Source organism: Amycolatopsis sp. NPDC049688 (assembly GCF_040674975.1).
In the GTDB taxonomy this organism is placed as follows: Bacteria; Actinomycetota; Actinomycetes; order Mycobacteriales; family Pseudonocardiaceae; genus Amycolatopsis.
The window spans coordinates 209,723-234,736 of record NZ_JBFANY010000003.1 but is presented as its reverse complement, the minus strand read 5'-3'; the positions used below and the strand labels follow the sequence as shown (position 1 = coordinate 234,736).

Sequence of the window (25,014 nt, the reverse complement as noted above, 5' to 3'; positions counted from 1 at the left end):
CAGCGGATTTCCGATCAGGAAGAACGGGTTCTTTTCGCGAAACGGCCCCCGGACCGGATTCCGGTCACGGTGCCCGTCACCGGATCACGGGCGAACCGTCCGTAGCCGGCCCGCGAGCCGGACAGCGGGTCGGGGACGGAGAAGAGATCCGGCGGATAGCAGGTCAGTTCGACCTGGGTGTCGCGGTCGATCGAGCAGTACGCCCGGCCGTCCTGCGCCACGATGGAATACCGGGTCTCGCCGTTCGCGTAGGTGCCGGAGTATTCGGGGACCGCCGGTACGGGGTCTTGCGCGAGGGGCGGAGCGGTGTACTGCGGCCGGGGCAGGTCGAGGTCCCGCAGGTCTGCCGAGAGGTCGATCCACAGGTCGAGCCCGGTGCCGGCGTTCGTGGTGACCGCGATCACGCAGCCGTTTTCCGGATGGATGCGCAGGAAGTTCCAGATCCCGTCGGCGGCGCCGTCGTGACCCCACCATTCCGTGTCACGGCCCCGGAACAGCGCCAGGCCCAGTCCCCACCCGTCGGCCAGGCCGAAGGCGTCGGCGTGGGCCGCAGCCCGGTGCATCTGCCGGAGCGTGCCCGCGTCGAGCAGTCTCAGCGCATGGGGGTTGACCTCGTGGTAGAGGTGGGCCCGCCCGAAGGTGACCAGATCGGCGGCGCTGGCGGCGATGCCGCCGATCGGGGCCTCGGCCGGCGACAGCGTCTGCGCGACCGGGCGAACGTGACCGTGGCGGACGGAATGGCCGCTGACCCCACCCCGCGGCGTGGTTCCCGGCGACACCGCGAAAGACCCTTCGAGCCCGAGCGGCTTCAGGAGGATGCGGTCGACGGCCTGCCACCAGTTCATTCCCGTCGCTTCCTCGATCAGCAACCCGGCGAGCGCGTAGCCGAGGTTCGAGTAGGAAAATCCCTGTCCGGGCGAAAGCACGAAATCCGAACCGTGAAAACTGTCCACGGCATAGCGTCGCAGCGAGGTGGTGTGGGTACCCGACAAATCGGGCAACCCGCTGGTGTGGCTGAGAATCTGGCGCAGGGTCACCGCCGCGCCGAAGCCGGTCGAGGAGCTTTCCAGCTCCGGCAGGTACGCGCCGATCGGCAGGTCGAGTTCGAGATCGCCGTCGGCGACCAGCAGCATGGCCGTCGTCGCGGTGAACGACTTGCTGATGGACGCGGCCGGGAACTTCGATTCGGGCCGGACGGGCCGTCCGGTACCGCACTCCTGCACACCGGCCGCGGTCTGCAGCATTTCCCCGTCCAGATAGAGGGCGAGCTGGGCGCCAGGAACCTGATGCCGCTGCACGAGATGGTGAAATCTCTGCACGATAGGGTGGGCGTCCGCCACGACTCGACCTTTCGGGGCTATCTTGAATTTCTGATTTCCGTTTGCTCTCCAGGCACCGTGTCCCAGCCTGCGCACAGATCGTGCACAGATCCCGCACAGCCCGGTCGATTTGTCCGGGTTCGCCGGTTGTTTCCCCCTGGCGGCCGCGGGTACCTGCGGCGGATGACAGGAAGACGCGACGAACTCCAGCGGATCGCGGCGGAGAAGTTCGGCTGGTCACAGCTGACCGGCGAGCAGCTGGCCGCGATGGAGCAGGTGGTGGCCGGGCACGACGTGCTCGCCGTGCTGCCCACCGGGGCCGGGAAGTCCGCGATCTACCAGGTGCCCGCGCTGCTGTTGGACGGCCCGACCCTGGTGGTGTCGCCCCTGATCGCCCTGCAGCACGACCAGATCGAAGGCATCGAGGACAGCCGCGCCCCGGCGGCCGTCGCCGTGAACTCCGCGCAGCGTGCGGCCGAGCGCAACCACGCGTGGGAATCGCTGCGGGCGGGCGAGGCCGAGTACCTGTTCCTGGCTCCGGAGCAGCTGGCTTCCGAAGAGGTGCTCGACGCGGTCGCCGAGCTGGGCGTCTCGCTGTTCGTGGTGGACGAAGCGCACTGCGTCTCGGCGTGGGGCCACGACTTCCGGCCGGACTACCTGCGCCTGGCTCCGGTGATCGAACGCCTGGGGCACCCGCGGGTGATCGCCTTGACGGCGACCGCGGCGCTGCCGGTCCGCACCGACATCGTGGCCCGGCTGGGGCTGCGCGACCACCGCGAGGTGCTGGCGAGCTTCGACCGGCCCAACCTGCGCCTCGGGGTCGATCCGCTGCCGGACGACGACGACCGGCACCAGGCCGTCATCACCCGGACGCGGGCCCTGACCGCGGATCCCGCGACGCGCCCCGGGCTGGTGTACGTGACCAGCCGCAAGGACGCCGAGACCTACGCCGGAGAGCTCGCCGCGGAGGGCGTCCGCGTGGCGGCCTACCACGCCGGGATGAAGGCGGCCGACCGCGAACGGGTGCACGAGGAGTTCCTGCGCGGCGACCTCGACGCGGTGGTGGCGACGTCGGCGTTCGGCATGGGGATCGACAAGGCCGACCTGCGGTTCGTGCTGCACGCGGCGGCACCGGAGTCGCTCGACACGTACTACCAGCAGATCGGCCGCGCCGGCCGCGACGGCGAACCGGCGGAAATCACGCTGTACCACCGGCCGCGGGACCTGGGCCGGCAGAAGTTCCTCACCACGGCGAAGGCGCCCGAGCAGGCACTGGCGGAGGTGGCCGCCACCCTCGCCGGACACGACGCGCCCCTGAAGCCGGCCGAGCTGGGCAAACGGGTGGGCGTCCCGGCGGCCCAGCGTACGCGCGCGGTGAACCTGCTGGAGCAGACGGGCTCGGTCGGCGTCACCCCCGACGGTCGTCTCGAGTACCGCGATCCGGAGGTGGATCCGGGCGAGGCCGTCGGGCGGGGGATCGAGGCCGCCGAAGCCCACCAGCGGCTGATCCGGTCGCGGATCGAGATGATGCGTGGCTACGCCGAGACGACCGGGTGCCGTCGCCAGTTCCTCCTGGGCTACTTCGGTGAACAGCTCGAGAGGCCTTGCGGCAACTGCGACACGTGCATCGCCGGCACCGCCGAAGCGCAGTCATCCGACAGCCGGAACTTTCCTCTCAACAGCGCCGTCGAGCACGCCGAGTGGGGCCACGGCATCGTGATGTCCGCGGGCGACGACACGGTGACGGTGGTGTTCGACGACCACGGCTACAAGACGCTGTCGACCCCTGCGGTCCTCGAACACGGTCTGCTCACTGCCGTCGACCGGGATTGACTGCAAGCCCGCGCCACCCGGCAGCGGCAGACCCTTGGAGCCGTTCCGGCGCGAGGCCGGAACGCGGGCCTTCACCACCAGGCCGTGAGCTCAGCACGATGTCGTTGCCCGGGCAGCCGACCTGAAAGGCGGAAACGATCAGCCGAGGCGCAACAGTACAGTGGTTGCTGTACTTCAGCGTGGGCTGTAATGTTCGCCGCATGCTGACCTGCGAGACCCGGGAATCAGCCCTTGCCCGGCTCGGGCGCGCGCTGGCGGATCCGACACGCTGCCGGATCCTGGTGGCGCTGCTGGACGGCGTCCGGTACCCCGGCCGGCTTGCCGAACAGCTCGGCCTGACCCGCTCCAACGTGTCCAACCACCTCTCCTGCCTGCGAGGTTGCGGCCTGGTGGTCGCGACCTACGAAGGCCGCCAGGTGCGGTACGCGCTGGCCGATGAGCACCTCGCCCGCGCGCTCGGCGAGCTGCTGCAGGTCGTCCTCGCCGTCGAGCCCCGCGAAGAGTGCGTCGACGAGCCCGCGGTGGCGCGATGAGCCAGTCGCCGGAACTGCGCGAGGGGAACCTCCTCGGCGGCACCTGCCCGGACGGCTGCTGCTCGGCGCCCACCGAGCCCGGACGTCGCCGGGTCCTGACACGCCGGGTGCGGTGGCTGGTCGCCGCGACCATCACCTACAACGTCATCGAAGCCGCCATCGCCCTCGCCGCGGGCACCATCGCGGACTCCACCGCGCTGATCGGCTTCGGGCTCGACTCGGTGATCGAGGTGGCGTCGGCGGCCGCGGTCGCGTGGCAGTTCTCCGGCGAGGACCCCGAAGCGCGGGAACGGACCGCGCTGAAGGTCATCGCGGTGTCGTTCTTCGCCTTGGCCGCCTACGTGACGGTCGAGTCGGTCCGCGCCCTGTTCGGCGGCGCGCCGGCCGGGGAGTCGGGAGCCGGCATCGTGCTGGCCGCGGTGTCCCTGCTGGTGATGCCGCTGCTGTCCTACGCCCAGCGGCGCGCCGGCCGCGAGCTCGGTTCGGCCAGCGCGGTCGCGGACTCGAAGCAGACCTTGCTGTGCACGTACCTGTCCGGTGTGCTCCTGGCCGGGTTGCTGCTCAACGCCTGGTTCGGCTGGTCGTGGGCCGACCCGCTGGTCGCGCTGGTCATCGCTGCGGTGGCGGTCAAGGAGGGCCGCGAAGCCTGGCGCGGCGAGCACTGCTGCTGAACGGCTGCGCAGCCGTGCCCGGTTCTCACTGCCGTTGCACGACCAGGAGAGCGACGTCGTCTTCCGGCTCGGTGGAACCGATCAGCCGGGCCATGGCTCGCGTGCACACCCGTTCGGGGTCGGCCGCGGTCACCGCATTTTCGAGTTCCCGCATTCCCTGGTCGATCGCCCTCCTGCGGCCCTTGACCAGCCCGTCGGTGTAGAAGGCGAGCACGCTGCCGGCCGGGAGCGCGACCTGCGTCGCCCGGCGCGGCTTCTCCGCGACCGTCACCCCGATCGGGGGATCGATGGGCGCCGCCACCAGCCGGCCCGGCTGGTCGCCGGAGGCGAGGACCGGTGCCGGGTGCCCGGCCAGCGACAAGGTCATCCGTTCGCGGGTCTGATCGATCACGCCGTAGGCGACGGTGGCCATGGCGCCGATCTCGAAGTGCGTCGCCTCGCGGTCGAGCTTGCCGAGCACGTCGGCGGGATCGTCGTTGTCGAGGGCATAGGCCCGCAGGACGCTGCGCAACCGGCCCATGATCACCGCCGCTTCCAGTCCCTGGCCGGCGACGTCGCCGGCGACGACCCCGACGAGGCCGTGGGGCAGCGGGAACAGGTCGTACCAGTCGCCACCCAAGCCGATCGCCGCTCCGCCGACGTACCGGGCCGCGGCCCGCAACCCCCGGACCTCGGCGGGCGGCCCGGGCAGCAGGCTGCGTTGCAGCTGGACCGCGGTGGTGCGGGTGCGGCGCAACTCGGCCAGCTGCACCGAGTACGCCAGCCGCTCGGCGACCAGCTGCACGCCGACGATCTCGGCGTCGGTGAATTCCCGGTGCTCCACCGAGCCGACGTGCAGCACCCCGACGAGGGCGGATCCGGCCAGCATCGGCACGCCGAGCATCGAGGTCAGGCCGCGTTCCCACAGCAGGGAGTTGACCACGGAGGTTTCGTCGACGTGGTCGAGCACCACCGGTTTCCGCTGTTGCGCGATCCGGCCGGCGAACCCGCGGCCGACCGGCACCCGGACACCTTGGTGGACTTCTTCTTCGATGCCCACCGCGGCGGCCGCGGCGAGGTAGTCGGCGGTGCCTTCGGCCAGCAGCACGGTGGCGGTGTCGACCTTCAGGGCGGCCCGGATGCGGCTCAACGTCTCCCGGAGCGGCGGGGAGGTGCCCGGACGGCGGGCGATCTCGACGATCTCACCGAACAGTTCGGTGCTGGTGTCGTCGTAAGGCGCTGGCATGCTGCAACACTAGCCCGCCGCAGCGTCGCTGATCACTTCGAGCGGCACGGCAAGGCGGACGGCGCTCCGGTCAGCGCGGCCGCGTGGCCGAGCTCGGCGGGATCGATCGGCCGAGCTCGTTCCCGCGTGCCCCGAACGGCGTCATAACACCTCGCGGCGGCGGAAGTCATACCGCCGCCGACCGGCCGCGATGCCGTCGATCCGCCGAAAGTCGGTGCCGCACAACGGAAAACCCGTCCTAGCATCCGGATCCCGTGGGCGGGCACCCGGCCGCCCCGTGACGAGGGAGACGCGCCGATGCGGAAGCTGCTTGCCGTTCTCTGCTGTGCCTTCGTGACCACGATCGCGGTGACCGCCCCGGTGTCCGCGGCACCGGGCGGCGCCGTGCCCGGCCTGACCGGCGCCGCCGCCAAGGCCGCGGCCGGGCCGATGGCCGAGAAGTTCCGCCAGCTGCGCCAGGCGGATTCCCTGGCGCAGCGGCACACGTTCTGGGGTCCGGAACCCCAGCTGTCCTCGGGCGCCGACGGTGTGGTCGTGACCCAGAGCATCACGCCGGGCCTGCGGATCTCCAACACCTCCGACGTCGTCTACGCCCCGACGATGAAGCCCACCGGCCATTCGTGCATCGAAGTCGTGACCGCGTACGGGCTCGGCGAGGCCGCGCAGGTCTGGGCCTGGGACTGGTGCCGTTCGGTGTCGCCGGCGAAGGTCGTCCCGATCGACAGCGCTTTCCTGGCCACCTACACCAGCACGGTGAACGGGCACCCGGCCTACACCGTCCAGGAGGTGCGGACCGGCTCGTCGGGCAACAGCTGGACGGCGTCGCTGCGCAACGTGAATACCGGCGCGTGGGACACGCTGTTCAGCCAGAGCGGCAGCGACCAGAGCTCGCTGAACGAAGGCTGGGACATCTTCGAGCTCTATTCGACCCGCAATCCCGCCACCGGCAGCGCCTACTACTGCTCGGACGCGCGCGGCGCGGTGTTCGAGTCGAGCTCGCTGCAGCTGCGGATCGGCGGCCGCTGGGTCGACGCGTCGCCGTCGAACTCGCCGCTGCGCCCGACGGCGAACCCGCGTCCGGCCGACTACGACTGCTCGACCCTGCGGTTCGACGTGCCGTCGCCGAACAGCACCTGGCGCGTCACCGTCTGAGCTCAGCCGGCCGGCAGGAGCTCGCGGCCGCCCGCGTGCCACCAGGTGTCGAACGCGGCACTGCAGCCCTGCCGGCCGGCGTAGCACGCGACGACGGCGGCGTGGATCTCCTCGGCGTGCGCCGCCACCGGCGTGCCCGGCCGGTAGCACAGGCGCAGCTCCTGCCACAGGGGTGCGCCTTCGATGGCCCGCACGGCGATGGTCCCGGGCCGGTCCCGGCGCGTCGCCAGCGCGGGTGCGACGGCCATGCCCGCGCCGACGAGGTCCAGCAGCGTCGCCAGGCACTGCGGCCGGTGCGGCTGGTCGAGGGCCACGCCGTGGCTGCGGCACACCCGCTGCAGGTACGCCGACCACCGCGTCGTGCCCGGCGGGTCGTCGGCCCACGGGTGCTCGCCGAGGCCGGCGAACGGCACCGCGCGGGTCCCGGCCAGCGGATGGTCGGGGGAGAGGATGACGAAAACCGGCTCCCGGGGGTGCACCACCAGCGTTTCGACGCCGTCGGGGATCACGGAGCCGGGCAGCGGCGGCAGGTAGACCAGCGCGAGGTCCAGGCCGCCGGCGGCGAGCTGGGCGAGGGTGGCGGACTCGTCCGGGTCCTCGTGCACGCTGACACCGTGGCTCCACGGCCGTTCCCGCAGCCAGCGCGACACGGCGAGGTGCAGGAAACCGCAGTACCCGCCGACGCGCACCGGCCCGGCGGGCGCCCGCCGTTCCCCGATCCGCTCGGTCAGCGCGGACACCCCGGCCAGCACGGCCCGCGCCTCGGCCACGACGTCGGCACCGAGCCGCGTGGGCACGCACCCGTGAGGGGACCGGACGAACAGCGCCCCGCCGACGGTCCGTTCGACCCGCCGCAGAAGCCCCGAGAGGGCGGGCTGCGAGACGTGGAGAAGCCGGGCCGCCCGGCTGACACTCCGCGCATCGGCCACGGCCACGAGCGCGCGCAGGTGGCGCAGTTCCAGCTCCACGCTCCCACTGTAGGCGCCTTGATCAGCGGGGACATCCGACTCGAGTCGGACGGTACGGTCTGCCCGGACACGGTCAGCCCTTACTCCGGCGACGGGCCATCGGTAGCGCGGCAAATGCCTCCGGTGTCATCCGGCCGGTGTGCCGTCCGCCGGGCGTAGTTCCAGGGTGCAGCATTTGGGGCCGCCGCCGGATGCCCGGAATTCGGAGAGGTCGACGGGAATCGGTTCATAGCCCCGGTCGTGCAGCTGGTCGGCGAAGTGGGTGCTGCCGGAAGGGAGGACGACGTGGCGGCCGTCGGAGATCGCGTTGAGGGCGAAGCTGCCGGCGTCCTCCGCGGTGGCAAGAATGGCGTCCGGGTACAGGCGCTCGAGCAGACGCCTGCTGCCTGCCGAGAACGCGCCGGGATAGTAGGCGACGGTGTCGGCGTCGAGCGGCAGCAGGGCGGTGTCCAGGTGGTAGAAGCACTCGTCGACCAGGCGCAGGGAGATCACCGGGTAGCCGAGGAACTCCTGAGCCTCCAGGTGCGTGGCGTGTTCCGTGCGGAAGCCGGTGCCCGCCAGGACATGCCGTCCGGTGAACAGGAAGTCGCCTTCTCCCTCACCGATCCCTTCGGACATCGCGACGGTGTAGGCGCCGGCCGATTCCAGCCACCGCTTGTGCGCTGCGGACTCGGGTTGTCTTGTGGCACTGCGGAACCGCGCCACGAACGCCCGGCCGCCGACCACCACCGCGCCGTTGGCGGTGAACACCATGTCCGGCAGGCCCGGCACCGGATCCAGCAGGCTCACCCGGTGCCCGAGGCGCTCGTAGACGTCCACCAGGGTGCGCCACTGCGCCATCGCGCGTTCCCGGTCGACCACGTGGTCCGGCCGCATCCAGGGATTGCTCTTCTCGGTCACGTCGAAGTGGACCGGAGCGCACATCAGGTAGTGCCGGCTCATGCGTCCGGTACCAACGCCAGCACGCGGGCGGGAAACGCGGTGGCGCTGCGGGCTTTGCCGACACCGACGACCACCGTGGCGCCGAGCGGCGGGACTTCGGACAGGGCCGCCAGCATCTCCACCTGGTAGCGGTTGTGCTCGAAGATCCGGGCCTCCGCCGGGTGTTGCCGGCCGGCGACCTCCTCGGCGTCGGATCCGCCGGCGTCGGAGGTGACTCGGCGGCCGGGGTCGGTGTCGATCGTCTCGTGGCCGAAGGCCGTGGTGTCCCGTTGTCCCACCAGGAAATCGATCGCGGCCACGGTCCATCCCGGTGACCGGACACGGCCGTCGGGCTCACGGCCGCGCATCGCGTCCTGGCTCGGCCACCGGTTCGACCAGTCCGACCGGAAAGCCACGAAGGCTTTTCGCGGCACCTGGCCGTACCGACGCTCCCAGTCCAGAATGTGCGGAACGTCCAGGCAGGTACCCGGATCACGGGCCACCTCGGCGGACAGGTCGATGACCACCAGTGGCAGCACCAGTTCGTCCGGCCGCAACTGGTCCACGGTGCGCCCGCCCGCACGCATGTGCGCGGGGGCGTCCACATGGGTCGCCCAGGCACCCGGGATGTGGTGCCGCTGCAGGTCGAACCCGTCCCGCTGAAGGCTGAGCGCCTGCTCGCGGCGCTCCCCGGCGAAATCCTCGGACCCCGCCACATCGGGGCCGAACGCGTGCGTCAGGTCGACAACCCGTGACGTCTTCGGCCCCATTGACACGCTGTTCAGGATGCGGTGGCCGACATTCCGTGTCCATGGTGGCCTGTGAGGTCAACCCGTTAGTATGATTGTGGGACTCGATTCCGCTACTTCCCAGCCGACGGCTTGCTCCAATCGTGGCTGTCACTCCTGCGCTCGGGCCTCACTGCGGCACCGTCGGGGCCCAGGGATCGATGGGGACCACGCCGGTGATCCGGCCGGTGTCGTCGAGCAGGCAGCCCATGCGCTTGACGGCGTGGAGGGTGACGGCGCGGTCGGTCAGGGTGAGTGCGGGGAGCTTTCCGGCGAGTTCCGCTTCCAGGTGCTGGACATCGCCGAGGGAGCGCAGCCACAGGGTCATGACGAGGTTGTCCGCTCCGGTGGTGGCCGCGCACAGCCGGACTTCCGGCAGCTCGGTCAGCGCGGTGGCGGTCCGGTGCAGTTCGTCGGGGGGTACGCGGGCCCAGAACGTCGCGGCGACCGGCCATCCGGTGATGGGCTGGGCGACCTCGCAGCGCAGGGACAGCAGCCCGCCGTCGATCATCTCGGTCAGCCAGCGGCGGACGGTGGACCCGCTTTTCGCCGTGTGGGCCGCGATGTCGGCCGCGGTGCTCCGTCCGTCCTCGAGCGCGCGGAGCACCGTCCGGTGGTGGTCCTTCCACACGGGCCGGGTTCCGGTTCCGAGCGGGACGGGGGCACGCCGCTGCGGCGAGAGGGCGTCGAGCCGCCAGTGGTTGCCCTCGCCGTAGACGGTGGTGATGGCGTGGGTTCGCGTTCCCCGCACGCCGGGCAGCCGCTGGAGCTGGTGCAGGACAAGGCGGGACAGCGTGGCCAGATCCGGGGTCAGCACGGTCAGGAAGAGGTCCCGGCCGCTGCTGACGATCGAGATCGAGGCGATCTGCGGGATCCGGGACAGCACCTCCACCGCGTGCGCGCGGGCGGCCGGCTGGAGATCCAGTTCGACGAACGCGTTGCAGTGGTCCCGGGCCCACAGCCGGACGTCGGGATAGGCGGTGACCCGGGCCGATCCGGCCTCGACGAGGGCTTGCCAGCGCCGCGTGGCGGTACCGGGGTCGACGCCGACCACCCTGCCGATTTCGTGCCACGTCGCGCGCGGAGCGGCCTGCAGCGCGTGCACGAGCTTCAGATCGACCTCGTCGGGGATGAGCACATCCGGCATGTACGGCCGTCCTGGTGAGCGAAATCGGGAATTCCGACCTTAACCGTGACATCGGCCGGAATTCTCCGCAAGAAGCACCGCGACGCCTGAGGAGGCCCCTGATGTCCGTGTACGAAGACGCCACCGCGATCCGCGACGACCTGGTCCGGTTGCGCCGCCGGCTGCACGCCGAACCCGAGATCGGCCTGCACCTGCCGCGTACCCAGGAAAAGGTGCTCACCGCACTCGACGGGCTGCCGCTGGAGGTGTCGCTCGGCGAAGCGCTGACCTCCGTCACCGCGGTGCTGCGGGCGAACCGGCCGGGCCCGGTCGTGTTGCTGCGCGCGGACATGGACGCCCTGCCCGTGCAGGAGCGGACGGGACTGGACTACGCGTCCCGGGTCGACGGGGCCATGCACGCGTGCGGGCACGACCTGCACACCGCCATGCTGGCCGGCGCCGCGCACCTGCTCTCGGCGAGGCGAGAAGCGTTGTCCGGGGACGTGGTCTTCATGTTCCAGCCCGGCGAAGAGGGCTGGGACGGCTCGGCCGCGATGATCACCGAGGGCGTGCTGGAGGCTGCGGGAAAGCCGCCGGACGCGGCGTACGCGCTGCACGTGTTCAGCGCCGCGGTGCCGCACAAGGTGTTCACGGCCCGCCCCGGCACGACGATGGCGGCTTCCGACGGGCTCGAGGTCACCGTCGTCGGCTCCGGCGGGCACGGCGCCCGCCCGCATCGCGCGCACGACCCGATCCCGGTGGTGTGCGAGATCGTCACGGCACTGCAGACCCTGGTCACCCGCCAGTCCGACATCTTCGACCCGGTGGTCCTGACCGTGGGCTCGCTGCACGCCGGAACGCGGCGCAACGTCATCCCGGACACGGCGAGGTTCGAGGCGACGCTGCGCACTTTTTCCGCGCCCGCCAAAGCCCGGATCAAGGACGCCGCCATCACCTTGGCCGAGTCCATCGCGCGGGCCCACGGCCTGCGGGCCGAGGTGACCTACGTCGACGGATATCCCCTGACGGTCAACGACCCCCGGGAGACGGCGTTCGTCACCGACACCATCGGTGCGGTGCTCGGCGAGCACCGGTTCCGCCGGCTGGCCGACCCGTTGCCGGGCGGCGAGGACTTTTCCCGGGTCCTGCAACGGATCCCCGGTGCCTTCGTCCTGCTCGGCGCGGGCGACGGCACCACGGACAACCACTCGCCGCTGGCCGAGTTCGACGACTCGGTCCTGCCGGACGGCGCCGCCGTCCTCGCCGAACTGGCCCTGCGCAGGGGACGGGGCGTGCCGGCGTGATCGTCCTCGTGCTGCTGTTCGCCGGGGGCGCCGCCTTGGTGACCGCCGGCATCGTCCAAGGCCGGCCTGCCACGGCGATCCTCGGTGGTGCGGTGCTCGCTTTCCTCGTGTGGGGCCTGTTCGTGGGCGACCGTGGTGACAACGACAACGACGTCGGCGAAGCCTGAGGGTGCCATGGTCACACAGCCTCGCTGTTCGACGCGGAACCCCGGCCGGATTCCGCGGGCGCCTTCCGGTCCCTGGGCTGGACGACGTCCGTGCGCACCCCGTTCGAGTTCTCGGCCGAATTCGGCGCGGGCCTGGTACCGGTGCCCGGAGACGCGCTGGAAAGCAACCGGTGGGGCTTGGCCGTCAAGGAGGTCTGATCGGGCTTGGTTCCTCAGCGCGCGGCGAGCACCCGGCGCACCTCGTCGGCGCCCAGCACCACGGGGGAGCGCAGCGACCCGACCTCGTCGATCTCGATCTCGACCACGTCCGCCGGCCGCAGCCCCTGATCGAGTCCCGGGACGACGGACGTGCCCGTGGAGAGCACGGCGCCGTCGGGAAAGTCGTTGTCCCGCCACAGGTATTCGGCCAGTTCGGCCGGCTCGCGGTTGAGCTGGGCGGTGTTCGCTTCGCCGGCGAACACCTCGTGCCCGTCGCGCAGGATGCGCATGCGGAGGCCGAGCGACAGCGGGTCCGGCACCTCCCACGCCGGCCGCACCCGCGCCGCCACCGCGCACGAACCGGTGTAGATCTTGGCCTGCGGGAGGTACAGCGGGTTCTCGCCTTCGATACTGCGGGAGCTGACGTCGTCGACCACCAGGTACCCGGCGATCTCCCCGGCGGCCGTCAGCAGCAGGCCGAGTTCCGGCTCGGGCACGTTGTTGGCCGAATCGGCGCGGACGGCGATCGGTTCGCCGTCGGTGACCACGCGCCACGCGGCCGACTTGAAGAACAACTCGGGCCGCTTCGCGCGGTACACCCGCGCGTAGACGTCCTGATCGGCGCTCTCCTCGCGGCGGGCCTCCTCGGAGCGCCGGTAGGTCACCCCCGCGGCCCACACCTCCATCCGCCCGTCCAGCGGCGGCAGCAGGCGGGTCCCGGCCGTGGGCACCGGCTCGCCGGCGGTCTCGGCCAGCTCGCGGATCCCGGCCACGGGCCGGCGCAGCAGCTCGCTCATCGACGCCACCGCGAGCGGCCGCAGCCCCTCCCCGGTGAGCAGGCCGACTCGGATGCCGCCGGTTCCGTCGGCGAAGCGCACCAGGTGGCTCAACCCGGACCTCCTCGTTCGGTACCGAACCTACGGAACGGGGAGGTCCGGGGTCAACGAGCGCCGTCGCCCGGAACTCCCGGATCGCTTCCCGGACCAGAAGGACGAAAGTCACTTCGGACCGTGACATTCGCCTGGTGATCGCCCCGGCGCTCTCGTCGATGCTGGTCGGCGTGCGGCCGGCACCAGGGTGGTGTCGCGGCGAGGCGGGGTACCGCCGAGCCGCACCGCCCGAAGGAGCCCGACTTGCCCGCTCGACCGGTTCTCGCGAACGACCACGTTCCCGGCCACGGCCCCCTGCTCGTCGTCCGCCGGTTCCTGACCAAGGAGACCGTCGGCGACCACGGGCGCACCCTGCACCAGGTCGGGCCGGACAGCCCCGACTACGAGCCGGGCGGGTGCCCGCGGGGAGCGTCGTTCTCCTGGTACGAGTACTCGCCGGGAGCGGCCCGCGACCGGCTTGCCGGGAACGTTCGTGCGGCAAAGCTGCCCTGAATACTCTCGCCCCACCGCGCCGCCCGAGGCCGCCGGCCCGTCAGGTGTAGAAGGTGGTGGGGTGCGGTCGGGGGTGGCGACCGCGATTCGGCGGGGGGACGGGGCATCGTGGAGCGGACGACGTGTTGCGTCGTAGGAGGCGGCCCGGCGGGCATGGTGCTGGGCCTGCTGCTAGCGCGGGCCGGCGTCGAGGTCACGGTGCTGGAGAAGCACGAAGACTTCCTGCACGACTTCCGCGGCGACACCGTGCATCCGGCGACCCTGCAGCTGCTGGACGACCTGGGACTGGGGGAACGGTTCGCGCGGTTGCCCCAGACCCGGATCACCGACGTCGTCCTGCCGGACGGAAACGGCGGGGTGCGGAAGATCGGGGATTTCGGTGCGTTGCGCCGGTGGGGAGTGCGGCACCCGTACGTGGCGATCGTCCCCCAGTGGGACCTGCTGGATCTGCTCGCCGACGCGGCGCGGGCGGAACCGGGTTTCCGGCTCGAACGGGGAACCGCGGTGACCTCGCTGATCCACGAGGGTGGCCGGGTCGCCGGGGTCCGCTACCGCACGAACGGGCCGGGCGGCGAGGAAGGCGAGATCCGGGCCGGCCTCACGGTGGCGTGCAACGGCCGCCATTCGGTGCTGCCGGCGGCGGCCGGGTTGCGGACGACCGAGTTCGCCGTGCCGTTCGACACCTGGTGGTTCCGGCTCTCGCGCCGGGAAGGCGAGCAGGTCGGCGCGCTGACCCGGCGGCCGGGCCGCGGACGTTTCGCGATCGTCATCCCTCGGGAGGGCTACTTCCAGATCGGGTATGTCGCCCGCAAGGGCACCGACGGCCGGCTGCGCGCCCGCGGCATCGACGCGTTCCGGCGTGACGTGGCCGAACTCCTCCCGGAGTACGCCGACCGGGTCGGGGAGCTGGTGTCGATGGACGACGTCAAGCTCCTCGATGTCCGGCTCAGCCGGCTGCGCCGGTGGCATGCCGAGGGTCTGCTGTGCATCGGGGACGCCGCGCACCCCATGTCGCCGGTCGGGGGCGTGGGCATCAACCTCGCGGTCCAGGACGCCGTCGCGACCGCGACCTTGCTGGCCGGGCAGCTGCGGCGGGGCGCGGTACGCGGGGCGGACCTGGCCCGCATCCGGCGGCGCCGGTTGCCGTCGCTGGTACTGGTGCAGGCCTTGCAGCGGATCATGCACGCCGACCTGGCCGGCCCCCTCGTGTCCGGGCGGCAAGCAGGCCCGCCGGGCCGGATCATGACCGTGGCGCAGTGGTTGCCGATCATCCGGACGTCGGCGGTGTATCTCGTCGGAGTGGGGCTGCGGCCGGAGCGAGTTCCGGTGTCCGCCCGCCGCGGCGTCAGCGTTGCATCAAACGCGCCCTCGCCCGATTCCGCAGGAGCGGGCAGGGGTTGAGCGCCGTCGATCGCGCTCACGACCATTCGTCCCGCAGTCGGCACCGCTGAGCGCGGGACGACTGTACCTCCGCCAGGGGCCTCCTAAACTCACGGTGGACTTTCGGGGGCGAAATGAATCATTCACGACACCTCGTTCATCGCTCGATCTTGGTGGTCGACATCGAGAGCTACGGGGATCCGGACCGGACGACGCCGCACCGGCTGACGATTCGCGACGGCCTCGACCATGCGCTGCGGCGAGCCTTCGACGAGGCCCGCGTGCCGTGGTTCGACTGCCGCCACGAAAACACCGGTGACGGCACATTCGTCCTGATCCCGGCGCAGGTATCGAAAGGCCCCCTGGTGGAGATTCTGCCTGCCGCCCTGGCACGGGAGCTGCGCCGGCACAACGAAAATCGTCAGCCACCGGAACGCATCCGGGTGCGAGTGGCGCTGCACGCCGGAGAAATCGCCTACGACGACCAGGGCGCGACCGGCCCCGCAATCAACCGGACATTTCGCCTGCTCGACGCACCGCCGCTGAAGGCAGCGCTGGCCGGGTCACCGGGCACGGTGGCGCTGATCATTTCGGAATGGTTCTTCGACGAGGTTGTCCGCAACAGCACCGTCGCGGACATCGGGGCCTTCCGGTCGGTCCGGATCAGCGTCAAGGAAACCACCACCACCGGATGGATCAGCCTGCCCGACCATCCCTGCTCGCCAGGCGCCGCGGCCGGAGCCGGAGATCCCGGCGACGCATGCAGCACGCTGCCGAGGGATGTGCCGGTCTTCACCGGGCGCGTCGACGAGCTCCACCTCCTGACGGCGACCGTGGCCGCCGCCGCGGAGCAGAACACACTGGGCACCGCGATTCACGTCGTCGACGGTATGCCCGGGGTCGGGAAGACGACCTTCGCGGTGCACGCTGCCTACCAGCTGGCGCACCATTTCCCGGATGGCCGGATCTTCCTGGAGCTGCACGGCCACAGCGCCGGCCAACCCGCCGTAGCTTCCACCGACGCACTCGCCTCGCTGCTGCTTCTGCGGGGTGTCCCGACCTTGGCCATTCCCGCCGACGTCGATGACCGCGCCCGGCTGTGGCGGGACAAGACGGCCGGCAAGCGCATCTTGCTGCTGCTCGACGATGCGGTCGGAGACGAGCAGATCCGGCCGCTGCTGCCCGGCGGTACCGGCAGCTTGGTGCTGATCACCAGCCGGCGACGGCTCGAGTCGATCGCCGACGCCGGCCGCGTCTCCCTGAACACGCTCTCGCCCGAAGACGCCGCCGCGATGTTCGACCGCTACACGTCCGGGCAGCACGATCCGGACGTCGTCGACGAGTTGATGAGACTGTGCGAATACCTGCCGCTGGCCATCTCGCTCACGGCGGGCCGGCTGCGCAGCCACCCCGGCTGGACCGCCCGGCAGCTCGCCGACGACCTCGCCCGTTCCCAGAACCGCTTGAAGACCCTGCGAGCCGACAACCGGAGCGTGGCCGCCGCGTTCGACCTCTCCTACCGCGACCTCAACCCGCACCAGCAGCGTCTTTTCCGGCGGTTGTGTCTGTTTCCGGGCAGCAACATCGAGGCGGAAGCGGCCGCGGCGCTGGACGACACCGCCGTCGAGATCGCTCGCGAGCACCTCGACGTGCTGTACCTCAACCACCTCTTGGACGAACCGGCCCCTGGGCGCTATCGCCTGCACGACCTGACCCGCGCCTACAGCCGGACGCTCACCGACCCGGGCGCGGACGCGGACGCGTTCGAACGCCTCCTCGACCACTACACCGGCATCGTCCGCGCGGCGCACCGTTTCGTGCCCGGTGCCACGTCCCGGCCCGAGCTGACCGCCCGGGCACCGATTCCAGCACGGCAGTTCGCGACCGAAAGCGAGGCGATCGCCTGGCTGAGCGCGGAGCGGACCACCATCGGAGCCTGCATCATCTCCGGTGCGGCCAACGGCGGGATACGGCAGGCAGCCGAACTGGCGAGCGCCTTTCACCCGTTCCTCGAACAACACGGGCACTGGCTCGATGACCACCGCATCCACCAGGCCGTGGTCAGCGCGGAACAGGCGGCCGGCGACGTCACCGCCGAAGCCGCGACCCTACTGGACCTGGGGCGTCTCCAGCGCCTGCTGGGCAGCTTCCACGATGCCGCCAAGACGCTGGCGCGTGCTCGAAGCCTGCACAGCGAGCTCGGCGACCGGCTCGGTGAAGCCAACGCACTGGACGAGGCCGGCCTCGTCCAGCTCGAGCTCGCCGAGACACAACGCCGGGTAGCGGAATGGGTTCCCCCGGGTATCGACACGACGAAACCCAGCAGCTCCCGGACCTACGACTACCTGCTGGGCGGCGCCCACAATTTCCCAGCCGACCGCGACGCCGCGGAACAGGCCGAGAAGATCATGCCCGGCATCCGCGACGTCGCCCGGCTCAACCGCGCGTTCCTCGCCCGGGTCGTCCGCACGCTGATGGACCTGGGCATCCGGCAGTTCCTCGACATCGGCTCCGGCATTCCCACCGTGGGCAACGTCCACCAGATCGCCGGCGAGATCGACCCGCGATGCCGGGTCGTCTACGTGGACCGCGACCCGATCGCCGTCGCGCACAGCAAGATGCTCCTGCGCACCAGCGAACACGCCACGATCGCGCACGCCGACTTCACCGATCCCGACGGCATCTTCGCCGACCCGGACGTGCGCCGGCTCGACTTCGCCGAACCGATCGGCCTGCTGATGGTCGCCGTGCTGCACTGGATCCCCGACGCCAGCGACCCGCACACGCTGCTCGCCGAGTACCGCCGCCGCGTCCCGGCCGGCAGTCACCTGGCGATCTCCCACCTGGTCAGCGACCGCGACAGCGACCGGATCAACAGCGCGGTGGGCACGTTCAACCTGGCCAGGGGCCACGACCAGGCGACCACCCGCACCTACAAGGAAGTCGAAACGATGTTCGGCGACTTCGAGCTGATCGACCCGGGCCTGGTCGGCTGCGCGCTGTGGCGACCGGACCCGGGCGACATCCCGGACGACCCGTACCTCAGCACACAGCTCTACGGCGGAGTGGCCCGGAAGTAGTGGTTGAGCTGTGAGCCGCTGACGCCTGCGGCCCGGCGGAGCTGCTCGTTCTGTGTTCACTGCGATTAGTGGGCCGGCAAGCCCAAAACTGACCACGGACATGCGGAGGTACCGGTGAAGGCGATAGTCGCGATGGATCAGGCCGCAGAGGCCGCCGGGATCACTCTCACGGAGCGCCCGTCGCCGTCGCCGGCGATCAACGACGTCGTCGTCGAGATTCGTGCGTCGGGGTTCGTCCCCGCGGAGTGGGAGTGGCCTTCGACGTGGGTCGATCGCTCCGGCCACGATCGAGCGCGGCCGATCATCGGCCACGAGTTCGCCGGAGTGGTCACCGCCCTCGGCTACGGCACGACGGGACTCTCGCCGGGACAGCGGGTGTTCGGGATCACCGACTGGCACCGCGACGGAACCTTGGCCGAGTATGCGGCCGTGGAGGCCCGCAACCTTGCGCCGCTGCCGGGGAACGTCGACTTCACGGTGGGGGCGAGCCTGCCGATCTCCGGCCTGACCGCGTGGCAGGGCCTGGTCCGGCACGGTCGTCTGCGGGCGGGGCAGAGCGTCCTCGCGCACGGTGCGGCCGGCGCGGTGGGATCCGTGGTGACGCAGCTCGCCCGGGAGTTCGGTGCCTACGTCATCGGTACCGGGCGGGCGGCGGACCGGCAGGCGGCGCTCGACTTCGGCGCGAACGAGTTCCTCGACCTCGACCACGACGATCTCGGCGACCTCGGCGGGGTCGACCTGGTCTTCGACGTCATCGGCGGCGACGTCCAGCGTCGCTCGGCGAGCATCATCCGGCCCGGCGGGACGCTGGTATCGGTCGTCGGGCCCGCCGAGGCGCGCCCCGTCGACGGCCTGGCGATCGACTTCGTCGTCGAGTCCGTGCCGGGCCAGCTGGCAGAGATCGTGGACCGGGCGCGGGACGGGCGTCTTCGCTCGCACATCGGAACCGTCGTGACCCTGGACGACGCCGTCCCGGCGCTCAACCCGGCCGAGCGGCGCAAAGGCAAGACCGTCATTCGCCCTTGAGCGTCCGGCCGCCCGGCCACGATGCCGGGTCGGCGAGCACTGGCCCCCGTAGGATGGGCCGCTCCGGGGACATCAGTCGGAGGCGGGAATGGCTGTCGACGTGCAGACCGAGATCGTGATCGACCTTCCCCGCGACGAGGTCGCCGCGTACGCGATCGATTCCTCCCACGCGCCGGAGTGGTACGCCAACATCGAATCCGTGGAGTGGGAGACCCCCGCGCCACCGGGCGTGGGTTCACGAGTCGCGTTCGTCGCCCGGTTCCTGGGCCGCCGGCTGGCCTACACCTACGAGATCGTCGACCTGGTCCCCGGCGAGCGGCTGGTCATGCGCACCGCCCAGGGGCCGTTCCCGATGGAGACGACGTACACCTTCGCCTCGCGCGGAGCCGCCGCCACCCACATGACGTTGCGCAACCGGGGTGAACCGAAAGGCTTCTCGGCCATCAGCGCGCCGCTGATGGCTGCGTCGATGCGCCGGGCCAACCGTCAGGACCTGGCCGCGCTGAAGGCCTTGCTGGAACGGGGGCGCCCGCTTTCCGGGGCGTGACCGGAACGTCCTCATCGGACACCGCGGCCGCCGCGGACGAGGAAGTCCCGTTCGGCGCCGGTGGGTGCCAGTGCAGCGGCTCGCTGGTAGGCGGTACGGGCTTCGGTGTCGAGGCCGAGTCGGCGCAGCAGGTCGGCCCGGGTGGCGTGGAAGGCGTAGTACTGCTCCAGATCCAGCTCGTCCACGAGCGTGAGCGCGGCGGCCGGGCCGTGGACCTCGGCGACGGCGACGGCGCGGTTGAGGGCCACGACCGGGGTGGGCGCGAGAGCGAGCAACTGGTCGTAGAGGGCGAGGATCTGCCGCCAGTCGGTCTGCGCGGCGGTCGCGGCATCGGCGTGCACGGCGTGGATCGCCGCCTGGAGCTGGTAGGGACCGGGGTCGTTGCGGCGCAGGCACCGGCGCACGATCTCGTGCCCCTCCTCGACCAGGGCGCGGTCCCAGCAGCTGCGGTCCTGGTCGGCGAGCAGCACGAGGGAGCCGTCCGGCCCGGTCCGGGCGGCCCGCCGCGATTCGGCCAGCAGCACCAGGGCGAGCAGCCCGGCGACCTCGGGTTCGCCGGGCATGAGCTCGGCCAGGAGCCGGGCCAGCCGGATCGCCTCTCCGCAGAGGCCGGGTGCTGGCCGCGTCCTTGTCGCGGTGCGGGGAGACACCGTCCTCGGCCATCTGCAGCTGGTGGAGACCGGGAAGCCGGGCGAAAGCGAGATCAAGAACATGGCGGTGCGGGAGGACCATCGAGGACGAGGCGTGGGGGGCGCGCTGCTGGATGCGGCCGTCGAGCTGGTCACCCATGAGCGGGGGACGCAGCTGGTCGCCGCCACGGCCGCCGCCGACGTCGGCAACCTGCGCTGCTACCAGCGGCAGGGTTTCCGGATGAGGTCGGTCGAACGGGACGCCTTCACCCCGGCCACCGGGTACCCGGCGGAAATCCGGATCGACGGCATCGCGTTGCGCGACCGCGTCTGGCTGGACCGCTCCTTGACTCCGGAGCCGTAAGCGATTGTTAAGCACCTGCCCGGCCGGCCGTCGCTAGGCTCGGCCGGTGCCGGGTTCACGAGTGTTCCGCGCCGCGCTGTTCGCGGTGCCAGGGCTGTTGCTGGCCGGGTTCGGTGCCGCTCACCCGGGGGTGCTGGACGCGGCCACGGCGCAGCGGTGGGCCGTGTTGCACATCGTCCTGCTGCCGGTGTTCCCGTTGCCGGCCGTGGCGCAGTGGCTTTTGCTGGGGCAGGCATCGCCGTGGCTGCGCCGGCCGGGGCGGGTGGCGGCGTTCGGTTTCGCGGCGTTCTACGGCGGTCTCGACGCGGTCGCCGGGATCGCCGCCGGTACCGTGACGGACGTGCAGCACGGCGTCACGCCGGTGGTCGGCTCCCTCTTCGAGGTCGGCGATCTCCTCGGCCACATCGGCGCCGGGTGCTTCCTCGCCGCGTCCGTGCTGATCGTTCTCGCGGCGATCGCACGAGCGGGCCGGCGAGCGCTGCCCGGCGGGGTGTGCCTCCTGGTCGCGAGTGTGTCCTTTCTGGACAGTCACATCTTCTGGCCGCGCGGGGTGCTGACCATGGTCGGTGTGGCCGTCGGGATGTCGCTGTTGGACTACGCCGATTCGGTGGCGACCACCCGGGGGGCCGTGGACGTCGCCGGCGGAGGTTGACCGCCGTCCGGATGCGGGTCGTCCGGCGCGGTCCGCATCCTCGCCCGTTCAGAGACCGGCGCTCGGGTTGTCCCGTCGATCGATCGCGGCGGTGAGGCGGGCGAGCGCGGGTGCGGCTCGTTCGATGGCGCGCCGGTCGGCGGCGGTCAACTCGGAGAGGGCTTCGTCGAGCACCCGTTCACTTGCCGTGTCGTAGCGTGCCAGCAGGTCCGCGGCTCTGGGGGTGGCGGTGACCCGGGCCGTCCGGAGGTCCTCGCCGGTCCCTCGCTCGACGAGGCCGGCGGCGATCATCGCCCGGAGCAGGTTGCTGACCGTCGATCGCGCCACCTGAAGCTGCGAAGCCAGTGCACCCGGCGTGGCCGGGCCGCCTTGGACGAGGACGCGCAGCACCTCGACCTGGGCGTCCGGCAGATCAGGCAGGTTCGCGTGGGCGCGGGTACGGCGCAGGAGGGCTCGGCGCAGGGGAGCGATCTGGCTGCCCAGGTGCGCGCTCGTCGACGGCATGTGGTCACTGTGACACAACTCGGCTTGAGGCAAAACTATTTTGATGCAAAACTATCGGTATGAGTGGTCAAGAACTTTCCGGGATCGTCGGCCATCGCTTCGTCTACACGTACGCGAACGGCTGGCAGTACGAGATGTACGTGAAGAACGCCACGACGATCGACTACCGCATCCACAGCGGACACGTCGGGGGCCGGTGGGTGAAGGGCCAGCCCGTCGACCTCGTCCGCCTCGCCGACGACGTCTACAAGCTGTCGTGGAACGAGCCCACCGGAACGTCGGTGGTGGTGAACGTGATGCCGGCTCAACGCCGCCTGCACGGCACGATCTTCTTCCCGCGCTGGATCGCGGACGACGGTTCGGCCACGGTCGTCTTCCAGAACGACCACCTCGACAGGATGGTGGCTCTGCGGGACGCCGGGCCGACTCATCCGATCGAGATCGTGCCCGAGTTCGCGGCCATCACGTGGTGGGAGTTCGTGGGGGAGAACGACGAAGACGTGATCTCCGTCGCTCCCGCCGATCTTCCCGACGGCTTCGCCGCGAGGACGAACTGAGCCTCCTGCTCAGTCGTGCAGCTGCTCAGCGCGGGGCCGGCCGGAAGGTTTTCCGGTACGCACCCGGGTTGACTCCCACGAGCGGGGTGAACCGGGTGCCGTTCGACCATCCCGAGGTCGATCTCGACCATCGACGAAAGTTGATGCGGCCATCACCCTCCGGCCGCTGCGGCCGGCTCCGGCCGTGCGCAAGGCTTGCGGCATGGAGCCGAAGAAAGGTGTCTACATCGGAGCGAGTGCGGCCGAGCTGCAGGCCGGCAAGAGCGCTCGCAAGGCGGCGGGCGTGATCAGCCAGAAGGCGCTGTTCCGCAGGCGCGGGACGATCGAGCTGGCCGAGGATGCCCTGGTCCTGTCCGGGTGGGGCGACGGCGCGCTGCTGCTGCGGCCCCACGACGTGACGAGCGTGCGACGTGAGTTCACGGACCTGTACGGGCGGTTCCTCGGCGGCCTGCTGGACTCCGGTAAACCGCTCATCCTCGGTACGAACACCCCTGCGGGTGAGCTGTACCTGTTGATCGATCGCCGGGAACTCCTGGAGTCCACGCGCAACAAGGAATGGGCCGAGGTGATCGATGCCTGGCGGGCCGGCGGATGAGCGCGGCGGACCACCTTCAGCAGCCTCGCCGCATACCGTTGGGTCCATCACCCCGGTTCCTCGGCCGGCTGGGACGGCGATGAGAATGCCTTCCGCCTGGTCGATCACCGCGCGGGTGGTCAGGGTGCGGAGCCCGGCGGCTGTCTCCCGTGCGCTGCGGTGCCGCTCGGCTTGCCGGATCGTGGCTTCGGCGGCTGTGGTGTGGAGCTCCGGCAACGCGGCGCGAGCGGCGTCGGCGAACTGCGGCCACCGGGCGGCGGCGTCGGGCACGGAGACCCGCACGACCTTGCCGGTCCGCGGCGTAGCTCGCGCGTTTGCCGCGACGACCTCAGGGCCGGCCCGCGGTGGGGAGGCGGATGGTGAAGGACGAGCCGTCCCCGGGGATCGTGGTCACGGTCAGGGAGCCGCCGTGGGCTTCGACGAGGTGCCGGGCGATGGCCAGGCCGAGCCCGCTGCCACCGGTGGTGCGGCTGCGGGACGAGTCGGCGCGGTAGAAGCGGTCGAAGATGTGCGGCAGGTGTTCCGGGGCGATGCCCGAACCGGTGTCGGCCACGGTGAATTCCACCGTGTCCGCTCGGCCGCGTACCGAGACCACCACCGCGCCCCCGGCCGGGGTGTGGCGGATCGCGTTGGACACCAGGTTGCCCAGCGCCTGGCGCAGGCGGGTGGGATCGGCGTGCACCACCAGATGCTCCGCTGCTTCGACGCGCAGGTCCACGCCGGCCGATCCGGCCCGGGCGCGGTGTGCGGCGACGGCCTGCTCGGCGAGGTCGGCCGCTTGCCGATCCTCCGGGTGGACGCGCAACATGCCCGCATCGGCGAGCGCCAGGTCGTGGAGGTCGGCGACGAGGTGTTCGAGCAGTTCCTGCTCTTCGAGCAGTGAGCCTACGAGTGCCGGGTCGAGCGGGAGGACGCCGTCCTGGACGGCTTCCAGGTGGCTGCGGACGTTCGCGAGCGGGGTGCGCAGCTCGTGGGCCACGTCGCTGACGAGGGCGCGGCGTTGCCGTTCGGTGTTCGCGATGGCGTCGGCCATGGAGTTGAAGGCGGCGGCCAGGCGGGAGACCTCGTCGTGGCCTCGGACGGGAACGCGGGCCGCGCGGTCTCCGTCCGTCATCCGCCGGGCCGCGGTGGTCAGGGTGCGGATCGGGCGCACCAGGGGGCGCCCGGCCGCCACGGTGGCCACGGCCGCGACGAGCAGGACGGCGGCCGCGGTCGCCGCGGTCCGCCACCAGCTTTCGGCGGACAAGGGGTCGAACCGGTCGCTCTCGCCGAGGTACAGGTCCGCGGGCGCGGCCACGTGCGCCGCCTTCGCCTCGGCCCGGGCGGCATCGAGGCAGCCCGTCCACTGCGGGCCTGCCGTTTGCCGCGGGCGCAGCACGCGCGCTCCGGTCCGGTCGGTGGTGAGGTCGTAGGCCATCCCGAGGTGCGTCAGGCAGGGCACGGCCAGGTCGATGACCTGCTCGTCGAGTGCCCGGGTCGCCGCCGAGGGGGCGAACAACGCGGCGGGCAGGCACGGGTCCGCCGGGACGTCGTCCGGTCCGCGCTCGGTGATGACGCGGCGGTGCGGAGACCGGTGCTCCGTCGCGGTGCGGCGCAGGCAGTCGATCGCCTCGCGGGCGTAGACCTGCCGCTGCCGGCTTTCGGCCTCGGTCAGCCGCCAGACGGAGAACCCGATGTTCACCCCGAGCGAAGGATCGCGGACGACGACGTTCGGCTTCGCCCCGGCGTTGCCCGGTGCCGGCCGTGTCGCGTCGACCTTCGCGGCCGGCACCGGCGGCAGGCCGGGAGCACCACGTCCCAGCAGTACGGCCGAGTCGGCCAGCAGCTCACCACCCGGCGTGGTGAGCGCGATCCGCCGGCCGGTCCGCTTCGCCAGGTCGCGGACCACTCCGTCGACGCCGGTCCAGTCGCGGTGCTCGTCAGCGTAGGCATACAGCTGCGCGAGGATGTCGCTGTCGGTCGCCAGGAGTGAGGTGTCGCCGGTCAGCCGGTCGCGCAGCTGGTGTCCGGTGCCGTAGGTCGCGAGCACCGCGGTCGCGCTCACCGCGAGGGAGGCGATCGCGAGGGAAAGCCCGACCAGTCTCGGCAGCACG

24 protein-coding genes and 2 pseudogenes are annotated in these 25,014 nt (G+C 71.3%); 16 read left to right on the top strand and 10 right to left on the bottom strand.

The features are described 5' to 3' along the window. Positions 1-14: 14 nt before the first annotated feature. On the bottom strand, positions 15-1,340 hold the full coding sequence (locus tag AB0J55_RS12280; RefSeq protein WP_364246592.1) for a serine hydrolase domain-containing protein: 1,326 nt from the start codon (positions 1,338-1,340) through the stop codon (positions 15-17). Positions 1,341-1,502: 162 nt separating this feature from the next. On the opposite strand from AB0J55_RS12280, the gene AB0J55_RS12275 reads away from it, so the two are divergent. The 3 genes from AB0J55_RS12275 to AB0J55_RS12265 all read left to right on the top strand — a co-directional run bounded on the left by AB0J55_RS12275 (position 1,503) and on the right by AB0J55_RS12265 (position 4,356). Next, positions 1,503-3,152, top strand: a complete 1,650-nt coding sequence (locus AB0J55_RS12275; protein WP_364246589.1) for a RecQ family ATP-dependent DNA helicase — start codon at positions 1,503-1,505, stop codon at positions 3,150-3,152. A 200-nt stretch (positions 3,153-3,352) separates the two neighbouring features. Beyond that, positions 3,353-3,685 carry a metalloregulator ArsR/SmtB family transcription factor gene (locus AB0J55_RS12270; protein ID WP_364246586.1) on the top strand — a complete coding sequence of 111 codons (333 nt, stop codon included), beginning with the start codon at positions 3,353-3,355 and terminating at the stop codon, positions 3,683-3,685. After that, complete coding sequence (locus AB0J55_RS12265) at positions 3,682-4,356, top strand: cation transporter (protein WP_364246583.1); 675 nt, start codon at positions 3,682-3,684, stop codon at positions 4,354-4,356. The genes AB0J55_RS12270 and AB0J55_RS12265 overlap by 4 nt, the downstream gene beginning before the upstream one ends. A gap of 25 nt (positions 4,357-4,381) precedes the next feature. On the opposite strand, the gene AB0J55_RS12260 is transcribed toward AB0J55_RS12265, so the two are convergent. Next, the gene (locus tag AB0J55_RS12260) at positions 4,382-5,581 is read right to left on the bottom strand and encodes a GAF domain-containing SpoIIE family protein phosphatase (protein ID WP_364246580.1); all 1,200 of its coding nucleotides are present in this window, start codon (positions 5,579-5,581) and stop codon (positions 4,382-4,384) included. Between the two features lie 297 nt (positions 5,582-5,878). Here AB0J55_RS12260 and AB0J55_RS12255 point away from each other — a divergent pair, with 297 nt between their 5' ends. Continuing rightward, on the top strand, positions 5,879-6,733 hold the full coding sequence (locus AB0J55_RS12255; protein WP_364246577.1) for a carbohydrate-binding protein: 855 nt from the start codon (positions 5,879-5,881) through the stop codon (positions 6,731-6,733). 2 nt (positions 6,734-6,735) lie between these two features. Here the strand turns inward: AB0J55_RS12255 and AB0J55_RS12250 are convergent, their stop codons facing one another. From AB0J55_RS12250 to AB0J55_RS12235, 4 genes are all read right to left on the bottom strand, one after another. Beyond that, on the bottom strand, positions 6,736-7,701 hold the full coding sequence (locus tag AB0J55_RS12250; RefSeq protein WP_364246574.1) for a LysR family transcriptional regulator: 966 nt from the start codon (positions 7,699-7,701) through the stop codon (positions 6,736-6,738). 126 nt (positions 7,702-7,827) lie between these two features. Further along, positions 7,828-8,643, bottom strand: coding sequence for a dimethylargininase (gene ddaH / locus AB0J55_RS12245; RefSeq protein ID WP_364246571.1), 816 nt, complete (start codon positions 8,641-8,643; stop codon positions 7,828-7,830). Then, the gene (locus AB0J55_RS12240; RefSeq protein ID WP_364248173.1) at positions 8,640-9,392 is read right to left on the bottom strand and encodes a cyclase family protein; all 753 of its coding nucleotides are present in this window, start codon (positions 9,390-9,392) and stop codon (positions 8,640-8,642) included. Before AB0J55_RS12240 ends, ddaH begins: the two co-directional genes overlap by 4 nt. 148 nt (positions 9,393-9,540) lie before the next feature. Continuing rightward, entirely contained in the window at positions 9,541-10,557 is a 1,017-nt protein-coding gene (locus AB0J55_RS12235) for an Lrp/AsnC family transcriptional regulator (protein ID WP_364246568.1), read from the bottom strand. A gap of 101 nt (positions 10,558-10,658) precedes the next feature. Here AB0J55_RS12235 and AB0J55_RS12230 point away from each other — a divergent pair, with 101 nt between their 5' ends. Together AB0J55_RS12230 and AB0J55_RS12225 are read left to right on the top strand one after the other, a co-directional pair. After that, entirely contained in the window at positions 10,659-11,840 is a 1,182-nt protein-coding gene (locus AB0J55_RS12230) for a M20 family metallopeptidase (RefSeq protein WP_364246566.1), read from the top strand. Next, entirely contained in the window at positions 11,837-12,007 is a 171-nt protein-coding gene (locus AB0J55_RS12225; protein ID WP_364246563.1) for a hypothetical protein, read from the top strand. Before AB0J55_RS12230 ends, AB0J55_RS12225 begins: the two co-directional genes overlap by 4 nt. A gap of 212 nt (positions 12,008-12,219) precedes the next feature. On the opposite strand, the gene AB0J55_RS12220 is transcribed toward AB0J55_RS12225, so the two are convergent. Continuing rightward, on the bottom strand, positions 12,220-13,095 hold the full coding sequence (locus tag AB0J55_RS12220; RefSeq protein WP_364246560.1) for a fumarylacetoacetate hydrolase family protein: 876 nt from the start codon (positions 13,093-13,095) through the stop codon (positions 12,220-12,222). Positions 13,096-13,338: 243 nt separating this feature from the next. Between AB0J55_RS12220 and AB0J55_RS12215 the strand changes: the two genes are divergently transcribed. The 6 genes and pseudogenes from AB0J55_RS12215 (at position 13,339) to AB0J55_RS12190 (ending at position 19,620) form a co-directional block, all read left to right on the top strand. Then, the gene (locus tag AB0J55_RS12215; protein WP_364246557.1) at positions 13,339-13,587 is read left to right on the top strand and encodes a hypothetical protein; all 249 of its coding nucleotides are present in this window, start codon (positions 13,339-13,341) and stop codon (positions 13,585-13,587) included. Positions 13,588-13,692: 105 nt separating this feature from the next. After that, positions 13,693-14,988 carry an FAD-dependent oxidoreductase gene (locus AB0J55_RS12210; protein ID WP_364248171.1) on the top strand — a complete coding sequence of 432 codons (1,296 nt, stop codon included), beginning with the start codon at positions 13,693-13,695 and terminating at the stop codon, positions 14,986-14,988. 113 nt (positions 14,989-15,101) lie between these two features. Beyond that, a pseudogene (locus tag AB0J55_RS12205) lies at positions 15,102-16,478 on the top strand (NB-ARC domain-containing protein); the annotation flags it as partial. Positions 16,479-17,195: 717 nt separating this feature from the next. Beyond that, complete coding sequence (locus tag AB0J55_RS12200; RefSeq protein ID WP_364248169.1) at positions 17,196-18,047, top strand: SAM-dependent methyltransferase; 852 nt, start codon at positions 17,196-17,198, stop codon at positions 18,045-18,047. Between the two features lie 114 nt (positions 18,048-18,161). Next, positions 18,162-19,073 (top strand): NADP-dependent oxidoreductase, encoded by a 912-nt coding sequence (locus AB0J55_RS12195; RefSeq protein ID WP_364246554.1) that lies wholly within the window; start codon positions 18,162-18,164, stop codon positions 19,071-19,073. Between the two features lie 88 nt (positions 19,074-19,161). Beyond that, a complete protein-coding gene (locus AB0J55_RS12190) occupies positions 19,162-19,620 on the top strand; it encodes an SRPBCC family protein (protein ID WP_364246551.1) in 459 nt (152 codons plus the stop codon). 11 nt (positions 19,621-19,631) lie between these two features. Here AB0J55_RS12190 and AB0J55_RS12185 read toward each other — a convergent pair. Next, positions 19,632-20,228: pseudogene (locus AB0J55_RS12185) on the bottom strand (DUF6596 domain-containing protein); the annotation flags it as partial. Here AB0J55_RS12185 and AB0J55_RS12180 point away from each other — a divergent pair. Both AB0J55_RS12180 and AB0J55_RS12175 read left to right on the top strand, forming a co-directional pair. Beyond that, entirely contained in the window at positions 20,182-20,613 is a 432-nt protein-coding gene (locus AB0J55_RS12180; RefSeq protein ID WP_364246549.1) for a GNAT family N-acetyltransferase, read from the top strand. The pseudogene AB0J55_RS12185 and the gene AB0J55_RS12180 sit on opposite strands and share 47 nt — an antisense overlap. Positions 20,614-20,659: 46 nt before the next feature. Further along, on the top strand, positions 20,660-21,265 hold the full coding sequence (locus AB0J55_RS12175; protein WP_364246546.1) for a hypothetical protein: 606 nt from the start codon (positions 20,660-20,662) through the stop codon (positions 21,263-21,265). Positions 21,266-21,313: 48 nt separating this feature from the next. Here the strand turns inward: AB0J55_RS12175 and AB0J55_RS12170 are convergent, their stop codons facing one another. Beyond that, complete coding sequence (locus tag AB0J55_RS12170) at positions 21,314-21,769, bottom strand: MarR family transcriptional regulator (protein ID WP_364246543.1); 456 nt, start codon at positions 21,767-21,769, stop codon at positions 21,314-21,316. A 59-nt stretch (positions 21,770-21,828) separates the two neighbouring features. Here AB0J55_RS12170 and AB0J55_RS12165 point away from each other — a divergent pair, with 59 nt between their 5' ends. Both AB0J55_RS12165 and AB0J55_RS12160 read left to right on the top strand, forming a co-directional pair. Continuing rightward, positions 21,829-22,326, top strand: coding sequence for a phenolic acid decarboxylase (locus AB0J55_RS12165; RefSeq protein WP_364246541.1), 498 nt, complete (start codon positions 21,829-21,831; stop codon positions 22,324-22,326). Positions 22,327-22,528: 202 nt separating this feature from the next. Continuing rightward, positions 22,529-22,921 (top strand): hypothetical protein, encoded by a 393-nt coding sequence (locus AB0J55_RS12160; RefSeq protein ID WP_364246538.1) that lies wholly within the window; start codon positions 22,529-22,531, stop codon positions 22,919-22,921. A 328-nt stretch (positions 22,922-23,249) separates the two neighbouring features. Here the strand turns inward: AB0J55_RS12160 and AB0J55_RS12155 are convergent, their stop codons facing one another. Further along, positions 23,250-25,013: an ATP-binding protein gene (locus AB0J55_RS12155; RefSeq protein WP_364246535.1), complete on the bottom strand. Its 1,764-nt coding sequence runs from the start codon at positions 25,011-25,013 to the stop codon at positions 23,250-23,252. Position 25,014: the final 1 nt, after the last annotated feature.